Consider the following 19,628-nt stretch of genomic DNA (forward strand, 5'->3'; position numbering starts at 1 on the left):
GCATGCTGTTACTTTTGATACAACAGTATCAGTAAACACAATTACAATTGCGGCGATAACTGATGACACTGGCCTTGATAGTAATGACTTTAAAACAACGGATACCAATCTAATTGTTAATGGTAGCTTAGTTAATGCACTACAGTCAGATGAAACTCTACAAATAAGTACAGATAACGGCGCAACTTGGGTTGAAGTGAGCAGTATTAGTGGCACCACGTGGAGCCATGATGATACAGCTACAACGCATAATGCAGATTTCGATTACGACATGCGTATTGTTGATAACGCCGCTAATGTTGGCGCGACAGCTGTGCAAACTGTTGAAATTAACATTGCACCAACAACTAGTGCTATGACTATCGATGCCATCGAGGATACGCCTTACATACTGAGTGTAAGTGATTTTAATTTCACTGATAGTGATGCCAATGATGCATTAGTGAGTATTCGTATTGATAGCTTGCCAAGTGATGGGGAGCTGCAATTATATGATGGTTCGAGTTGGAATAGTGTCACAAATGGTCAAACTATATCTATTGCAGATATTAATGCTGATAATCTACGTTTTGTGAATGACGAACATGAATCGGGACAAGATTATAGTGATTTTGATTTTAGTGTATCAGATGGTGCTGAGTGGAGTAATTCAGTCACAGCAACAGTGAATGTTGAAGCGGTCGCCGATGTACCGATATTAACAGTATCAAGCGGTGTGGTGAGTTCTGTAAATTATGTAGCCCCTCAAGGTGCAGGTTTGTTAGTTGAAACATTTAATAATGTAACGGCGTTTAATATATCTGATGTATCTGGCAGTAACGCTGGTTACATGGAACAGGCTCTGGCGAATGAAACACCAGACAGTACCGAGAATTTGCTATCACTTACTGACGCAGGCGGAACAATTAACCTAGCCACGGATAGTGCAGTTAAAGCTACTGGTTTAATTTACCTTGAAGCGGGCAGTAGTTATGAGTTTACCGGTTATCGTGACGATACTTTCCATATGGAAATCGGCGGCGAACAAGTATTCTCTCAAGGATTTGACAACTGGGGGAATTACACATCGACGGCATTTGTACCATCTGAATCTGGTTATTACAGCTTTGAGATGTATGCTTATAACGCTTCTAGTGTCGGTTCTTACGATGTTAGTGTTAAAATTAACGGTGGTGCAGCACAAGAGTTATCAGTATTACCAACGTATGCAGATATTAACGAAGTGAATTCGTTAAATGGCCAGCATAGTGCTTATACTGATAATAATAATGACGGTGGTTTTTATCCTGTGCGCTTGAATGAAGGTGTCGAAGGTACTGATATTTCACTTTCAAGTGTGAATGCAGCTTTGGTTGATTTAGATGGTTCAGAAAGTCTCGCCATAACGGTGAGTGGTGTGCCAATTGGTGCCGTTATCAGTGATGGTACTAATTCTGTCACCAGTGATGGTTCTACAATTGATATCAGTGATTGGGATTTGGCTACGTTAACATTTAATGGGCAGGCTACAGATGATAGTACAACGCATACATTAAGTTTTACAGCTACCTCAACTGAAGCAAATGGTACCGGAGCGAATGAAACCGCATCAAGCACTGTTGAACTTGATGTGATAGTAACAGATACAGCCCCTGTATCTGTTGATGATGTTGATAGTGTGGGTTACGGTGGCTCGATTTACGGTAATGTTATTACTGGAGCAGGTGGTCAAGATGACGGTGCTGATACATTAGGTGCTGATACTGTTACTTTAACGAGTGTGAATGGCCAAAATTTAGTTAACGGTGAATTAACGCTGGATACTGCTAATGGTTCAATAATTTTTCATGATGATGGCAGTTATCAGTACACTTCTGATTTGGCTGATACCGCTATTGCTAATGGAAACTTAGAATCATCTAGTTGGAATGACGCGGGTATTACAGTTTACGGTTTTAATGATACTAATGCAGATAATTATAATGTTTATCAGAGTGATGCACCTCAGTCAGGGCTAAACCCAAATAATCTTAATAACGCGACAAATACTGCACATTCAAATATTTCAAATAATGGTATTGGCGTTGGTACTGGCAACTCTTCTACGGTTGGTAACAGTGAATCAATTGTACTTGATTTAGGTGTTGCAACTAAAAAAGTGAATTTAAGCTTTGCTGAATTAAGTAATAATGAGTACATCAGTGTTTATGGTTATGATGCCAGCGGTAATGTCGTTGATAGTATAAAGTGGATAAGTGGAGAGCCTGACAATACAGTATCTGAAGAGTTAATATTTAGTTCGGAAGTGTCCTACATCTCTGTATACCAGCACTATAATTCTGACGTTGTATTGACAGGCGCAGTTATCCCTGCGGATCACGGAGTGATTCCAGATGAAACATTTGATTACAGTATTGTTGATTCGGATGGTGACAGTAGTGATGCAACCTTAACTATTGAACATTCTGGTGATTCAACCGCATTTAATGATAGCGGTACTGTATTTGAATCAGGCTTAACAGATGGCACTGCTGAGGGGGGGTCTACAACAGTTCTTACCGGTAATTTATTAGATAATGACGCTGGTATCGGTGCGTCAACCGTAATAACTTCCGTGGATGGGGTTGCAGCAGGCTCTAGCTCAAGTATCACAGTTAACATGGATCAAGGTTCATTAACTGTTTATGTCGAAGATGATGGTAGTCACAGAGCGGGCGATTATACTTATACCTTAACTAATGCAGTTCAAGTTGCCGGTAATGGTACCGTTGATTCTATTAGTTATGAATTGACAGATCAAAGTAGTGGGCATCAAACCGCCGCACAGTTCAATGTTAATATTGTTGATGATGCACCTGTAGCCAGCAATGTTGAACTGACACTGGAAGCCGCATCAGAAGCATATACCGTAAATCTAATCATTGTATTAGACAAATCGGGTTCAATGGGATGGTCAGTAGGCGATGGTTCTGGTCGTACCCGTATGGAAGTAGCAAAAGAAGCTATAACTAATATGCTTGCTGAGTACGATAAGGTTGGTAATGTTAATGTCCAATTCGTAGCCTTTAGTGCTAGTACGACTAAATCACAGTGGTTTGCAGACGATTTACTTAAGGCTATTGATTATTTAAACCAGATTCAAGCAGGTGGTGGTACGCATTATGATAAAGCGCTCGAGTCAGTAATGGATAATTATCAAGTTCCCGCTGGTAATGCTGCTGACAAATCACTTGTTTACTTTATGTCTGATGGTGAACCATCGGGTAGTCATGGCATTAACACTACAGAGCAAGCAACTTGGGAAGGTTTCCTCGATAATAGTAATATCGACACTTCATTTTCGATTGGTATTGGTGCTAACACTTCATTAAGTGAATTAAATCCTATTGGTTATCCGAATTCGAATGATAGCGGGGAGAGTGAACCAAATACTATCAAAATATCATCAGCTGCAGAGCTATCTGATACTTTATTAAGTACGATTGATAGCGGTATTCTTAGTGGTAACGTTTCATTACTGGCTGCAAGTGGAAATGCAGGCGCTGCTTTAGGTGCTGATGGTGGCTATATATCAACAATTACTATCGATGGTGTGACTTATACTTATCAACCAGGTGATGCAAACTCGGAAATATCAGTTGTAACAGTGAAAGGCGGAACTCTGACCTTAGATTTAGCCACCTTAAATTACAGCTACAACGTTGAATTAGATAAAAGCATTACTGGTGAACAAGATATTTTTCAAATCACTATTGTCGATAACGATGGTGATAGTAAACAGCTTAATATGACGATCAATTTGGAATATCAAGCAAATCTTGACGCTAACCGAGATCTAATCCTAACGAACCAAAATGGTTTTACAACATTAGAGATCCCTACGTTGGCATTAATGCACAACGACACCAAAGGGGCATCAGCTGAAATCTCATCTATCAGTGATGAGACAAATGCAACGGTTATTGGTAATGGTGCGCCGCTTGAGACTGTTCAGGTTACAGTTGCTTCAGATAGTAACATCAATGACGTAAGTTTCGACTATACATTAAATAATAGCGGTGCAAATGATCAAGCTGAAGTGACATTTGAAAAAGTCAGTGGTGCAACTATCACTGGTGGTGAATTTGATGAAATCCTGCTTGGTGGCGATAATGCGGATACGCTTATTGGTAATGCGGGTGATGACTCCTTAGTTGCTGGTGCTGGTGTCGATATCCTCAATGGTGGTACTGGCGATGACTTATTAATGGGCCAAGATGGCGGAGATACGTTAAGCGGTGGCGCTGATGATGATATATTAATTGGTGGTACGGGTAATGACATATTAACGGGTGGCTCAGGTATTGATACCGCAGTTTGGTTGGATGGTGATCAGGGAACTGAGCAAGCACCAGCCATTGACCATATTACCGACTTTAATATAAATGAAGATAAGCTTGATCTTAGTGATTTATTACAAAGTGTAAATAGCGGAGAGCTTAATGATTACCTTGACTTTAGTTTTGCTACTGCAACGGGTGGTACCGTTACAACAACGATAAATATTCACACTGATGGTGCAGGTTCTGCAGTCAGCCAAGTGATTATTTTGGATGACGTAGATCTTAGAGACGCTTATACAAATGTGGATATTAGCAGTCCTAGTGGTATTAATAGCATACTAGATGATGTTGCAGATCCATTGATCTTCTAAATCAACTGGTTTGTTTATTAAAGGAATTTGAGGGAAATATTACACGTGGACTCTAGTAAAACTGAAAATAAGACACAGTGGACAATCAAATCTTCTTTGCATGTTACTGAGGATGCACTACTGGATTGCTTAATTTTGCTCACTGAGCACTTTGGCAATCCTTGTTCCGCTGACGCGCTCACAGCAGGCTTGTCTATATCGGGAGCGAATCTTACTCCCGAGTTAATGCCACAAGCGGCTGGGCGTGCGGGCCTGAGTGCTAAACTCAGTCAAAAAGGTCTGAATGAATTACCGGGTATGCTATTACCGTGTATTTTGTTATTAAAAGATCAAAAAGCCTGCGTATTGCAGGAACTGGATTTTAGTCAAGACAAAGCAATTATCTCAATGCCTGAAACTGGCGGTGAAATATCATTAACGATCGCTGAACTAGAAGCTATCTATGTTGGTTATCTGTTTTTGATCAAGCAGCAATATCATGGTGACCGTGATTTTGATGTACACCTACATGAAACTAAAAAACACTGGTTATGGGAAACAATAACGTCTGCTGCGCCGATTTATCGTGATGTTATTATCGCGTCTATTTTGGTTAATTTATTTGCGTTAGCATCTCCGTTATTTGTGATGAATGTGTACGACAAAGTGGTACCCAATTTAGCTTTTGAATCACTTTGGGTATTAGCGATTGGTGCGACCATTGCTTACATATTTGACTTTATTATGAAGCAATTACGTGGTTACCTTATTGATGTCGCAGGTAAGAAAATTGATTTACAAACCTCAGCTAAATTGTTTGCTAAAGTGATTGGTATGCCGTTAGAAAAACGCGCCGCCAGTGTCGGAGGCATGGCCAAACAGCTCAGTGAATTTGATAGTGTGCGGGAGTTTTTATCTTCGGCGACGATAACGGCCTTAGTTGACCTGCCATTTGCGCTGTTATTCATGTTTATTATCTGGCTTGTTGCTGGAGACCTCGTGATATTTTCTGTTGTCGCAACTTTATTAATCATAGGTTATACCTTGCTTATTCAGCCGCGTTTACGTCATGCTATCGAAGAAAGTAATAAATTTTCTAGCCTGCGGCACGGCCATTTAATTGAAAGTTTATCGGTTTTAGAACTGATTAAAGCTAACGGCGCGGAAGGTGTGGTGCAAAATAGCTGGCAGCAGATGCTTGGTCATATCTCTAGCTGGCAGCTTAAATCTAAAGTATTAACTAATTCCGTGTCTAATATTGCAAGTTTTATTGTGCAAGTGTCGGTAATCGGTGTGGTGGTCTTAGGCGTTTATCGAGTTGCGGATAATACTATTTCGATGGGGGCTATTATTGCTGCGGTTATGTTATCGAGCCGTGCAATAGCGCCGATGGCAAAAATAGCCTCATTAATGACTCGCTCAAATCAAACCATGAGTGCCATGCGTCAACTTGATGCGATCATGGCGCAAGAAGATGAATTTGAAGACAAAGCGCATTTGATTAGTCGTCGTAAACTTGAAGGTAATATTACTTTAGAACAGCTTGGTTTTAGTTATCCTGACATTGATAAACCGAGTTTATATCCGCTGTCTTTAGCAATTAAACCAGGGGAAAAAGTCGCTGTGATTGGTCGTAATGGCTCAGGGAAAAGTACCCTCGCGAAACTCTTGTTAGGTTTATACCAGCCGACTATGGGTAGCCTGCACTATGATGGCATGAATCATAAGCAGATCCACCCAAGTGATTTACGCCGTAACTTTGGCTATTTACCACAGGATATAACCTTGTTTCACGGTACTATTCGCGAAAATATTTTGTTTGGAGCTAAACAAGTAACTGAATATCAGCTTATTCGCGCGGTACAATTATCTGGGGTAAATATATTTACAGATCTTGATTCACAGGGCTTAGATCAGCAAGTTGGAGAAGGCGGTAAAGCATTATCTCGCGGTCAACGTCAATCTATTGCCTTAGCGCGCGCGATCTTAAATGAACCACAAATATTATTACTTGATGAGCCAACTGCAAGTTTGGATGCTCGGGCAGAAAAGCAATTCTTGCAATCTATGAAAGTCATCGCGCAAGATCGCACGTTAGTATTGATAACTCACAAAATGCAATTGTTGCACTTAGTTGATCGGATTATAGTATTAGATAAAGGTCATTTGGTTGCTGATGGCAGTAAAGAGGTTGTTTTAAATAAGTTGAAAAATGGGCTGCTGACACCGGGATCTGTGCAATGAAGATAAGTAAAAAAGACTTAGAGATGGCCGATGATGTGTACGGCGCTATGTTAGCGCAAACACCTCAAGTTCACAGATTAACTATTTGGGCATTGGCTGCATTTGTACTTAGCTTTATTATTTGGGCTTACTTTGCAAAATTAGACCGAGTGGCAACGGGGATGGGTAAGGTCGTACCTTCTTCGCAGATCCAGATTATTCAGAGTTTAGATGGTGGTATTTTACAACAGCTATATGTAACTGAGGGTATGGTAGTACGTAAAGACCAGCCGCTTGCGAGAATCGATGATACACGTTTTCGAGCAGACCTAGCAGAACAACGTCAAGAAGTTGATAGCTTGCGGGCGGATATTATTCGTTTGCGCAGTGAGTTAGCGAGTATCTTGGTTGCCGATGTTCCAGACTGGAAATTACAAATTAAGATAGCCAAAAAAACCTTGATATTTCCTGATGATTTAAATCAGAATTTACCCCATCTTGTCGAACGTCAACAAGATGAATATCAGACGGGGTTAGATAGTCTTAGTAATCAGGTTGCGATTCAGGGCCAGCAAATTCAACAGCGTCATGAAGAAAGCAGGGAATTAAAGTCAAAAATAAAAACCTTGGAAATCAGTTATAAATTGGCTTTGCGGGAAATTGAATTGACGCGACCTTTAGCGGAAAAGAACATAGTACCGGAAGTGGAATTATTAAAATTAGAGCGGAGTGTTAACAGTATTAAAGGTGAGTTGAATTCTATTCGTTTATTAGTACCGAAATTAAAAGCGGCGATGGCAGAAGCGGTGTTAAAGCGTCGTGAAGCGGTACTTAATTATCGTGCAGATGCACGAGAACAGTTAAATGAATTACAAGATCAGTTTTCACGTATTACCGAGGCGCAAGTTGGGGTTAAAGACAAGGTAGAAAAAGCACTAATCATTTCACCTGTAGTTGGTACTATCAAAACCTTGCATATCACCACCATGGGTGGCGTTGTACAGCCGGGCCAAGTGTTATTAGAGATTGTACCAACTGAAGATAAATTACTGATTGAAGCCAAAATAAAACCGAAAGATATTGCTTTTATTCATCTAGGCTTACCGGCAGTGGTGAAAATCACTGCATATGATTTTACTCGTTATGGAGGGTTAAAAGGGGTTGTTGAGCACATAAGTGCGGATACAACTCAGGATGAAGACGGTAATAGTTTTTATATTATTCGTGTCCGTACTAAAATTTCTGATATTCAGGGGAATCACGATATGCCAATAATTCCCGGAATGATGACATCTGTTGATGTGATGATAGGTAAACGTACGGTATTAGAATATATATTAAATCCTGTTTTAAGGGCTAAAGCAATGGCACTTAGGGAGTTATAAATTGCTATTTAAAAGATATAATAAAAATGGAGATAACATGAACCCCACTAATTTTCACTCGGAACAAAGAGGCTGTAAGGGTTTCCTTTATTCTGCGATAATGTGTTCAGCTATAGTTTTCCCTACGATGGTAAATGCACAATCGTTAGAGCAGGCTGTTGCGCTGACGCTAAGTAGTCACCCTGAGATCCGCATTGCTTTTAGTAAATTTAAAGTACGTGAAGAACAGGTTAAGCAAGCTTCATCTGGGCATTTACCGAGTATTGATGTCACTGGGGGTTATGGCTATGAATATACTAACAGCCCGGGGACGAGAAAGAGTGATGTCAATGATCACGATAACACTGAAGAATTACGCCGTGGTGAATTCGGTATTAGTTTAAAGCAAAGTTTGTTTAGTGGTTTTCAAACATCAAGCGATGTGAGTCGTACAATTCATGAAACGAGTGCTGAGCAATGGCGGTTATTCAGTACTGCGGAAGACGTAGCGCTAGAAGTAACGAAGGTGTACACTAACTTATTAAAAACAAAGCAGATCTTGGTGTTGTCTGAAAAGAATTTAACAACGCATAAGACCATTTATAGCCAAATAAAACAACGGACAGATTCTGGGTTAGGCAGTATTGCTGATCTTTCTCAAATTACAGGTCGCTTGGCTCGAGCACAATCTAATGTTATTTCAGCAAAGAATAATTACCTTGATGCAGAAGCACAATTTTACCGTGTGACAGAGCAACGCGCTGATAACCTTATCGTACCGGTACCTGACGCTGATTTATTACCTGCAGATAGACTCATTGGTTTAGACCAAGCATTAGCTAATCATCCAATCATTAAATCATCGACTAATGATATTACTGCTGCTCATTATCAATATGATGCAGCAAATTCAAATTACTATCCGAAAGTGACGTTTGAGGTTGATGCTAATTTTAATAACGATCTTGATGGTGAAGATGGGCATAATGGCACATCGGGTGTTGGCGGTCATAACAATGACGTAGTCGCCATGGTTCGCTTTTCTTATAACTTATATTCTGGGGGACGTGATAAAGCGTACGCACGGGAAATGGCTTATAAAATTACAGAAGCAAGTGAGCTAAATAAAACTGCACATCGTCAGGTGACGGAAGGGTATAACTTAGCCTGGAATGCATATGAACTATTAAACGAACAAAAATATTATATACAAGCGCATGTTGTGGCATCGAAAGATTCACAAGCCGCTTATGAACAGCAATTCAAATTAGGCCAACGTAGCCTATTGGACTTACTTGATACTGAAAATGAATTATTTCAAGCTCGTAAAGAATTTGTTGATGCAGAATTTAGTGAAATAATTGCACGTTATCGTTTATTAAATGCGACAGGGCAATTATTAGATTCATTACGGGTAACCAGACCTGATATTTGGATGGGTGAAGATGAATATGCTGGAGGCGTTAAGTAATGAAATATATTATTGTTTTGATTTCGTCATTTTTATTAATGGCATGTACGACACCTATTGTTGATATGGCAGATAATACACAGATTCAACTGCAGGATTTGAGTGACGCTGATAACGATGGTGTTATCACAAGTAGAGAAAAATGCCCTGCTTCTTTTGCTGGTTCTAAAGTGGATAATTATGGTTGTGGTGCTGATATTATTAATAAAGTGAGGCAAGAGCTAAAAGTTAACTTTGCCAGTAATTCGGCAGTCGTGAGTAAACGATATTTTGGTGATATTGAAGCGTTAGCCAATTTTATGAAAAAACACCTTGATACTGAAGTTGTTATTGAAGGACACACGAGTAAATTAGGCAGTAAATCATTAAATATGCGTTTATCTCAAGAGCGTGCACAAGCTGTGATGAACATTTTGGTGAATAATTTTGGTATTGCGACATCCAGAGTGTCTGCGGTTGGCTATGGCTTTGAGCGGATACTCGATGATGGTAATACGAAAAGCGCACATGCCAAAAATAGACGTATTGTGGCTGAGCTTACGAGTGAAAGCACGACTAAAGATATGAAATGGAATATTTACAGTGTTGATAAATAATGCTTATATCTATTCATAGTCATATTGTTACAGGTTAGTGTAGTGCCAAATAAAGTGAGTCATAAGTGTGTAGTCGTTATATTTTTATTTTTCTCTAGTTGGTTATGGGAGTTATCTGCAAATCCAACTGCCCGCTTAAACGATCAAGGCATTATTATTGCGTTAGATAAAAATTATGGTGAAAGAGCTGCTCTCAGAGGGCGTACTTGGCTACAGATTATGGCATCAAGCAGGGCGCTTCCATTGGAAGATAAACTGAATAAGGTCAATGGTTTTTTTAATCAGTTGATATTTATTGATGATATTAAGCTTTGGGGAAAAGAAAATTATTGGGCTACTCCATTGGAGTTTATCGGTGCTAATGGTGGGGATTGTGAGGATTTTGCTATTGCGAAATATTTTAGCTTATTAGAGGTAGGTATTGAAGATGAAAAAATGCGTATCACTATGGTGAAGTCATTGACTCTAAATCAATACCATATGGTTGTCGCTTATTATCCTACACCTGGCTCCATCCCATTAATTTTGGATAATATTGATGGCGAAATAAAGCCTGCAGATCAACGCAATGATTTATTACCTGTATACAGTTTTAACGGTAAGCAATTATGGTTGAACAAAGAAAAGGGCCAAGGAATTTTGGCCGGTAAATCACAGCGATTAAAGCGTTGGAGTAATTTAAATCAGCGAATGGGTGTGTCCAGTATGATGAAACCTAAGCTGAGTTTGGAGTAAAATTAATGACCTTGTTTAAACAGATCTATTCATTATTATTTGGTTTATTTGTCTTAGTAATGTCGAGTCTGGTGTATTTTCAATTTACAGAAACACGTGATTTCATGGCTAATCAGATGGAGTCTGAACTTAATAATACGACTACATCATTAAGTTTGATGTTAAAACCACATTTACAAACGGGCGATATCGCTGCGGTTGAGACTTTGGTAAATGTCATTTTTGAGGGTGGTTTTTATCGTAAGGTTAATTTAACTTGGCTTGCCGATCAAAAGCAGCAATCATGGGAAAATCCAATTGTCGTTGAAGGGGTACCACAGTGGTTCATTGATCTTGGATTATTTGAGGTTCAAACCAAAGAAAGTTTAATTCAATCGGGTTGGTTACAACTCGCAAAATTAAAAATAGAAGCGCATCCTGGATTAGGTTATCGTGAATTGTGGCGGGTAATGAATAATACGTTATTGATTATCTCTCTTTTATTTTTGATATCTATTTTTGTATTACATTTTCATCTTAAATATTTACTTAAGCCGTTACATGATATTGCTAGCCATGCTAGTGATATATCACAGCGGGTATTTAACCCTGATATGGACTTACCTGCTACTGCAGAGTTACGATTGGTAGTAACAGCAATAAACTCGATGTCGGGACAGCTTAAACAAGTATTTCAAACTCTGGATGACGAAGTCGATAGTTTAAAGCATGACAATCTTGTTGATGCGGTATCGAACTTACCAAATAGACAGTATTTAACAGGGCAAATCACAAGTTGGTTAACAGACCCAAGTTATGGCGGCTTGTTGCTAGCCAAATTAGACTGGCTGAATGAAGTACACAGTAAATATGGTTATCAAGTCCGTGATGAAAGTATTCGAGTGCTCGCATTACGTATGACAGAACAATTACCCGGTGTTGCTGAATGTGTTATTGCTCGTATTTCAAATACAGAATTTGCGTTTTTAATTACTAAAGGTGATCATCAGCAAATAGCGTCTTATTTACAAGCGCTTATTCGTTTAATTAATCAAGAGATGTTTAAAGCTGGTTGCATGCCTAATCGTGACTTCGCGATAGGGGTAACGGAACGAAATGATGAGATTTCTCCTTCTGAATTACTCGCTCAAGCGGATAATGCATTGCAACAAGCACTTACCGATAATAAGATGAGTAGCTGGTTTGATAGCCATTGCCAACATGAATTTAACCGAGAAGAGTGGCGCCAACGTCTATTAACGGCAATTAGTCATAACCAGTTTGTATTTCAATGGCAGCCTATCTTACAGATGGATAGTGGTGAAGTATTGCAGCGAGAACTTTATTGCCGCTTGAATATTGATGGTCAACAGGTTAAAGCAGGGCAATTTATGCCGTATGTTGAGCTATTATCGTTAGGCAGTCAACTTGATCGCTGTTTATTAGAAAGCTTAATTTCGCAAAATATACTTGCTCTAAATAAAGAACCTGTGGCAGTTAATTTAACTCAGGATAGTTTGCTCGATCCGACGTTTCATTCTTGGTTAGCGCATTTTTTACAAAATACGTTATCCGCAGACCAAATTTATTTTGAAATAACCGAGTCAGCCGCGAGTAATAATCCTCACGAAAGTTCGCAATTAGCGGGGATTGTTCGTCGATACGGGGCTAATTTTGGTATTGATCAATGCGGTCGTCAAATGGGGTCATTAAGTTATTTACAGCAATTGAAACCTGATTATGTGAAATTAGATCAATCGTTATCTATTTATAGTAATAATCAGCAGAACAATGAATTATGTCGTGCGTTGATCAATATTGGTAAAGGATTAAATATTGATGTGATTATTACCGCGATAGAAAATCGTCAGCAACTTGAAAGAATAAAACCGTTACGTGCAGAGGGATATCAAGGTTATATTTCAGTGCCGCAAGATGTAAAAGTATACGCTCAATAGCAGCTTAGTTAATGGTGAAAATGCAGAGCCCATATATTGCCACAATATGTGGGTTTCTTGTTCCCTTAGCAATTCATTTATCCTATCTCTAATGTCATTATAAGTGCAGGAGAATTATGGACCAGTAGCATCAGTGTGTATTTCGTCGTATAGCTTTTTGAGATGGGTACCATTCTGTTACGTTTGCCTTTCGTATTGGTAACGGTGAGCTTATATTTTGATAATTGAGTTACATTTAAGTTCACCGCTTCTAAAGTGTTTGCCGTGCAGCTTGCACCAGAGTTCTATGGATAAGGAAGATATTTATGCTGATCGACTATAATTCGTACCGAGCAACAAAATCCTTCAATCGTCGTGTTCGGTTTGTTGTTCTTCACTACACAGCTGCAAATTTCTCAGCTTCGGTAAAAAGTCTGACTGGAGATAGTGTTAGCTCCCATTATCTTATACCTGATAAGACTGACAAAACCTACTGTAATGCTGGCTTTAGTGATATGAGGGTATTTAACCTAGTTGATGAAGCTGAAAGAGCATGGCATGCGGGGAAAAGCTCTTGGATGGGGAGAAGTAATCTTAATGATACTTCTATCGGTATTGAGATTGTTAATCAAGCATCTTATAGTAATGGGAAGTTCATTTTTCCACAATATTCCACAGATCAGATAGAAGCTGTTAAGTCTCTACTCAAGAATATACTTCAAAGATACCCTGATATAGACCCGACTCATATTGTGGGGCATAGTGATATTGCCCCTGGAAGAAAAAGTGACCCAGGTTCCTCTTTTCCTTGGAAGGATTTATACGAAGAAGGTATCGGGGCTTGGTATGACAAGGAAACCGTAGATCGTTACTTAGGTGAGTATACTTATAAGCTCCCTAATCAGGATAAGATAATTAGTATGCTGAAGGTCTATGGGTATGATACTTCCGTCATATCTAGTGAGAAAGAGTTTAGAAATATAGTGCGGGCATTCCAGCTTCATTTCAGACCTGAGGATTGTCGCGGGAACATAGATACTGAGACGGCCTCTATACTTTCTGCACTGGTAGAAAAGTATAGAATGTAGTGAACGTCAAACTCTGGTCTTGACGTTCCAGACGTTGTTATTCTTATGAATTTAAAGTCTAATTACTTGTGTCCCCTTACGGAAACTTCGAAATTCTATTCTTTTTTTGTGAACGTCTTTTTTCACTTTATTTTTAATTTACTATCCCCTCAAATGGTAAGTCTTTTCCCTCTGAATCTTGTACTATACAATTTTTGTAATTGTCGAAAAAGATAAATATAGTATCAATGTAATTATAATTACTTTACTGTGCTATAGGGAGGCTAGGTAGTAGTAGGTTGTTATTTTTATTCGAATTTATTACTATAAAATATTGTTGTTTTCTTAAGGGGTTTGTTGGTATGCGTAATATTTTAGTTCCATTATTGTTGTTATCATTATCAGGTTGTTCTGTAGTTAGTTATGATTCTGGAGAACCAGACCTGATAATTATTGATTCTTATGAAGAACCAGATTTGGTAATTACTGATTCTTATGAAGACCCAGACTTGGTAATTACTGATTCTTATGAAGACCCAGACTCGGTAGTTACTGATTCTTATGAAGACCCAGACTTGGTAATCACTGATTCTTATGAAGAACCAGATTTGGTAATTACTGATTCTTATGAAGAGCAGATTTGGTAATTACTGATTTTAATGAGGTTTTGACGTGAAATTTAATTTTTGGGTTAACCCTATTTTTATTGGGTTTATACCACTATTTTATCGAACAATTTAATGATCTGATTAAGTGAGTGTATAGCCTGTTATGTTGGTAGATATAAATCAGTATTACTGGCTATACTTCATCCATGAAATCTATTTAATCCAACTCTCGGTATCACTCTGTCTTAAACTTCTAGTAATCACTCTATATTGGATTGCATCTACAACTTGACGTCGACTTATAATTGTTTATTCGTTGTTTTTTTATAACTATGACTCTTCGCAATTACTCACTAAATTAAGCCTTGTCATTAACTTAGGTATTTATAGAAACTAAGTTTTAGCCTTTGTTAACAGACAATTCGAGATGGTTGTTGTCCTATTCAAACGGCTGCTTTCTTGTATTTTTTTACTTTTTAGTACTGTAAATCTAAATGAGATTTATTATCATCTAAATGTCATTAGCTAGAAAGCAGATTAATTTTTGTTGGATTGGCTGCTCTAAATTATTGGGTATTTTAACTGTTGGTTTTTTATTTGATTATAACTACCTACTTTATCAAAAATTCTGGTACCTACGCTATTACTGAGCCATGTTTAATATTTAGATTGAATAGTGCTCTCATAGCTTTTTTTACATGAATTTCTATTCATACATATTTATTATTCTTAAAGGGTAAGGCGTTATGAAAAAACTTATTTACGGTTTGGTTTCCCTGATTACGATTGCTTCTATGGCTAATGCAGATGAAAATATTATTGGTGGGACGCTCGGTTATGGTACGCAGGAATTTAATTTTAAAAAGAATACAGCTAATGACGGTGATAGCTTTACCTTTGATTTATATTATCGACGAATGGCTACTAAAAATATAGGTGTTGATGCTGGTTATATTGGTAGTACAGGAGGGATAGTTAGTGCTTTTGTCGGAGAGTTGTCTGAAATCAAGGATGCGTCTTTTTCTGGCCCTCGATTATCACTATATGGTCAATACCCTTTAAATAGTTCTAATGTTATTTATACTAAATTGGGAGCTAGTTTTTATCAAGTCGACTATACCCTAAATAAAGTAGACCAATCCGATCATGAGATCGGAGCGGATCTACAGCTAGGCTGGGAAATGCTATTAAATTCTGGGATAGGTGTTAATTTAGGTTACCAGTACGGTAAAAGCTCCACCGTGAAGATGAATAATTTTTATATAGGCACTAGTTATCATTTTTAGAATTAGGTTGATAACGTTTCTTCTGTTGTAACAATATTCGAGAATGATGACGATTCTTGACACCGCGAGAAACGTTATATTTTAATGTGTAAAATAACTTAAAGAGAGTTCTAATAATTTATGGCTGCTTATCTAATTACTTACCTTAATGAAGGTAATGAACTACTGATTACTGAAACCGTATTTATGCGTAATCTTATTGCTGCTAAATCAAGTGCAACTAGTGCTGCTCCAAATATGACTTACACTATCGTTATTTCAGATGTTGCTGGTGAACCATTAGCCACCAAAGAAAGTGGGAAATGGAAAAATATATAATGAATCAAGACAAGCTGTATGATGAAGCGTTAAAGGAAATAACTTGTCACGCAATGTTACATACCTTTATGAAAATTCAATATAAGGATGGATTTACACCTTATCATGAGCGCAATGATATTTTGATCAAATATCTGAAAGAGAAACAGCACTTATCAAAGTTTAAATCCTGTAAAAAAGAGATTAAAACCATGTTGTTTTTTGCTCGGGAAGGAGGGGATTTACTCGCAATATTAAGTGATATTAATCATATATCAATTAATTGGTGATAGTGGGATTAAAGTTTTATCACTACTGGGAATGTGAAGATACTCGCTGGTTTGAAATCGGTATCGTAATTTATGATCCCTAGTTCTTGGGGGAGGGCATTGCAGCATTGGCTATTACTATCTGGGTTTCTCATTTGTTCCAGGCCAAAGAGATTGAGCGTATTGGTATGACAACTTGGTCGAGTAACCCCACATGATATCGTTAGCACTAAAATTAGGCTTTCATCAAGAAGCTAGGTTACGTAAAGTTCGCTATTGCTAAAGAAAATATTATGATTCAGTCAAATATGGTGTGTTGCGTTCAGAATGGCAAGAGCACAGCTGATGAGGAATTTTACGCAAGAAGGAAATATGAAGAAACTGTCTAGTATCTTACTCGTTTTGCTGTCAATCAATGCAAGTGCTATTGAAGTTATACTGTGGGTTAGCGAGAAAGATGCTCCTAATATAACTACTGATATGCCAATAGAGTCTTGGCATAAAGCCGGCTACCACGACGGACCATGCGGTTGGGTTCAAACACAAAATGTTGACCATTTACCTCCGGCAAGTTCGAAGAACTATATTCAAGGGTCAGAGAAGGTCTACGAAATAGACCAAGAAGGTAACATTTTAAACCTATGGTCTATGCCTGTAGATTCATATGTCTATGCTATATCAGGCTTAAACATATATGTAAGGTGGGGGAAGACTGCGTTACAAATTTCTACTTCTGGTCAGCTACAAATAAGTGAACAGCAGTACATCAAAGCTAAAGAGGCTAGCTGTCCAAATAAAATTAAATCAATTTATGGTGAGTCCGATTATATCCGCTGTTCAGAACATACTGACTTATCTAATAATAAAGTACACTTTTTAGTGTATGAAGGCGTATGTACATAAGGTATAACAAGCGGTAGGTTTCTAAACTAGGGGTGTTAATCTCAATTTAGACGTATTTTATTATGCTGGCACTCTCGATAGTCGCGACGTAACACGGCTTAGTATCGACAGCATAACGGTTGTGTTGTTTTCCCATGCGATATCTACAATTTTGGACCTAATTGTTCTTGGTTAATAAAGAGTGATTTATTACAAGGTGGGGAAGAATACTGATTTAACTTGTAATGAATTATCTACTTTATTTTTATATGGGTAATATCGCAAGTTATTGTAAATAATGCTTAAATCAATTGAATTGTAAGGTTATGTTCAATGTGCTATGTTTACTTCTTGGTTAACTTTAAAGATTATAATTATGATCTTAGAGTGGATGCCTTTACGAATTTATTATAATAGGAATCGCTAGTATGTCACTCCAAAGTCAACTCCACTTAGAATTAGATCTGGGTTTTATTAAACAAAACTTAGGTAAGGTCGGTGTATGTTCGGGGGCATTTGATAAATGGTTAGACCGATTGCAAAAATCGTGTGGAAAAAAAAATGCAGTTAGGGCTCGTCCTGCTCTACAAAGAGGGATTGATGGTGTTTATTCGTTACTTGAAGATATGAAGTACCGACACCACAAAAATAATAGTACTGCATATGAATATGGTGTAGCAGCTATTACTGAAGATCCTACTTGGCAATGTCTTGTTTCTTCTGTTGTTCGTCATTTTCCAGAACAAGTTAAAGTTGTTCGACCGAGTAGAACACCGCATGAGGCTATTCGGGATAAATGTATTAATCGAACCTTTTTTAATTTTATTTTTCAGAAGCAACGTCTAGCTGAAATGATGAAATCTAATATTATTACCCAAGGCGAATTAGGTCGTTTACAGGTTAAGATCCTTGAAGCGCAAATATCATCTTTGGAAAAAGCTTATAATCAGCGAAGTCAGTTCAATGAACAGGTATGGAAAATACTGAATGACTATAAATGTCGCGAGAGTGTATTTAAGGCAACTGCGACCTCTAAAATTAGTGCAGAGGCAAATAGTCGTAGTTTATCAGCCTCCGCCGATGCAAGTGCTGAGCTTTTTGCTGGTTTAAAAGTTGAAGTAACTAAAGAGTGGGATTTTGCAAATATAATGCAAAATAAAGTAACAGCCAATGCATTAGTTGGTAGTAACTTTAAGGCAAAAATAAATTACAACGCTAAGATAAATAACGTGAGTTACGCAAGTGCGAATGCCAAAATAGATGAAGAAAAAAAGACTACTATCAAGAGTGGTCTTTCTGATCCTATGCAATTGATACCTGGTATTGATTTAGGGGTGAATGCAGAACTCGCTGCTATGATGGGGGCAAAAGTTACTGTTACACATGTGCTTACCGTAGGCCAAATCATGGCAATGACCAATGAAGCTGAGCTGTTTGTTGGAGCGGAGGTTAAGGCTTCTGCTTCCCTACGTGTGAATTCAAATAATATTTATGGTAAAAAAGAAATCATTGTTGGCAAGCTAGGAGCAAGTGCATTTGCGGGATTGAAAGCAACGGGATCTAGTAGTATTACGTTTAAAGCTCGAGGTATCAATGCCGCATCAGTGAGTGCTTCTGCTTCTGTATCGGCTGGTATTGGTATAACCGCTGAAATTCAAGCATCAATTCGAACCTCTGGTGATGTTAAGTTCAAAGTTTCATCAGGTGCGACCGCTGGGATTGGGGCTTCAACTTCGTTAGGTGCAACAGTCAATCCTGTAGCCCTTAAGGTGATCCTGTGGGACGGTTTTGCTCATCACCTGACAACCCAAAAATACCAGAGACGTAAGAATGAAAAATTAGATAGAAATTTAAATACTGTGGCGATTACACGCTGTAATGAGCATGCGATCCAGTCATTAAATTCTTTAGAAAGTGACTATATAAAAATGGCTGAAGAGCTGTGGCGACTTCCGGTAGATGCTAATTTTACTAACGGCATTTATCATGATGAGCTATCTCGAGGAGCCAAACTTGATGATGCTTATATGCGTTCGGTCGAGATGAATACTGAAGAAGGAATGGAGAAAGCGGAGGAGGGGATTATGCGTAGCTCTGATGTTTTAAGTAAATCGGTTGCCGATAACAAATCACATTTGAAGAAGCAATCTCGAGGCCGAAAAGTAATACGCAAAATAAAAGGATTATTGGCCGTACAACCTCCGCTAGCGGCTTGATTTTTTTATACTATTTAAAATAATGACAATTGGCTTTAGGCTAATGG

At 38.2% G+C, this 19,628-nt stretch carries 14 protein-coding genes; all 14 read left to right on the forward strand.

Annotated features, from left to right (window positions below; translation table 11 throughout):
- A partial coding sequence (locus BT797_RS23470; protein WP_139292003.1) for a type I secretion C-terminal target domain-containing protein occupies window positions 1–4,672 on the forward strand: 4,672 nt, incomplete at its 5' end.
- Between the two features lie 45 nt (window positions 4,673–4,717).
- Complete coding sequence (locus tag BT797_RS15320; RefSeq protein ID WP_075472680.1) at window positions 4,718–6,895, forward strand: type I secretion system permease/ATPase; 2,178 nt, start codon at window positions 4,718–4,720, stop codon at window positions 6,893–6,895.
- Complete coding sequence (locus BT797_RS15325) at window positions 6,892–8,259, forward strand: HlyD family type I secretion periplasmic adaptor subunit (RefSeq protein WP_045111208.1); 1,368 nt, start codon at window positions 6,892–6,894, stop codon at window positions 8,257–8,259. The genes BT797_RS15320 and BT797_RS15325 overlap by 4 nt, the downstream gene beginning before the upstream one ends.
- Before the next feature lie 37 nt (window positions 8,260–8,296).
- Entirely contained in the window at window positions 8,297–9,709 is a 1,413-nt protein-coding gene (locus tag BT797_RS15330; RefSeq protein ID WP_045111207.1) for a TolC family outer membrane protein, read from the forward strand.
- Window positions 9,709–10,305, forward strand: coding sequence for an OmpA family protein (locus BT797_RS15335; RefSeq protein ID WP_075472681.1), 597 nt, complete (start codon window positions 9,709–9,711; stop codon window positions 10,303–10,305). The genes BT797_RS15330 and BT797_RS15335 overlap by 1 nt, the downstream gene beginning before the upstream one ends.
- A 78-nt stretch (window positions 10,306–10,383) precedes the next feature.
- Window positions 10,384–11,040 (forward strand): transglutaminase-like cysteine peptidase, encoded by a 657-nt coding sequence (locus tag BT797_RS15340; RefSeq protein ID WP_075472718.1) that lies wholly within the window; start codon window positions 10,384–10,386, stop codon window positions 11,038–11,040.
- 5 nt (window positions 11,041–11,045) lie between these two features.
- Complete coding sequence (locus tag BT797_RS15345; protein WP_045111205.1) at window positions 11,046–12,977, forward strand: bifunctional diguanylate cyclase/phosphodiesterase; 1,932 nt, start codon at window positions 11,046–11,048, stop codon at window positions 12,975–12,977.
- Between the two features lie 305 nt (window positions 12,978–13,282).
- Window positions 13,283–14,044: an N-acetylmuramoyl-L-alanine amidase gene (locus BT797_RS15350; protein ID WP_045111204.1), complete on the forward strand. Its 762-nt coding sequence runs from the start codon at window positions 13,283–13,285 to the stop codon at window positions 14,042–14,044.
- 341 nt (window positions 14,045–14,385) lie between these two features.
- Window positions 14,386–14,670 carry a hypothetical protein gene (locus BT797_RS15355; RefSeq protein WP_075472683.1) on the forward strand — a complete coding sequence of 95 codons (285 nt, stop codon included), beginning with the start codon at window positions 14,386–14,388 and terminating at the stop codon, window positions 14,668–14,670.
- 707 nt (window positions 14,671–15,377) lie between these two features.
- Window positions 15,378–15,917, forward strand: a complete 540-nt coding sequence (locus BT797_RS15360; protein WP_075472685.1) for a porin family protein — start codon at window positions 15,378–15,380, stop codon at window positions 15,915–15,917.
- Between the two features lie 120 nt (window positions 15,918–16,037).
- On the forward strand, window positions 16,038–16,235 hold the full coding sequence (locus tag BT797_RS15365) for a hypothetical protein (protein WP_045111200.1): 198 nt from the start codon (window positions 16,038–16,040) through the stop codon (window positions 16,233–16,235).
- Window positions 16,235–16,504 carry a DUF2913 family protein gene (locus BT797_RS15370; protein ID WP_170860774.1) on the forward strand — a complete coding sequence of 90 codons (270 nt, stop codon included), beginning with the start codon at window positions 16,235–16,237 and terminating at the stop codon, window positions 16,502–16,504. The genes BT797_RS15365 and BT797_RS15370 overlap by 1 nt, the downstream gene beginning before the upstream one ends.
- 351 nt (window positions 16,505–16,855) lie before the next feature.
- The gene (locus tag BT797_RS15380; protein WP_139291684.1) at window positions 16,856–17,386 is read left to right on the forward strand and encodes a hypothetical protein; all 531 of its coding nucleotides are present in this window, start codon (window positions 16,856–16,858) and stop codon (window positions 17,384–17,386) included.
- 407 nt (window positions 17,387–17,793) lie between these two features.
- The gene (locus BT797_RS15385) at window positions 17,794–19,581 is read left to right on the forward strand and encodes a hypothetical protein (protein WP_075472689.1); all 1,788 of its coding nucleotides are present in this window, start codon (window positions 17,794–17,796) and stop codon (window positions 19,579–19,581) included.
- Window positions 19,582–19,628: the final 47 nt, after the last annotated feature.

This window comes from Moritella viscosa (assembly GCF_900120065.1).
Taxonomy (GTDB): Bacteria; Pseudomonadota; Gammaproteobacteria; order Enterobacterales; family Moritellaceae; genus Moritella; species Moritella viscosa.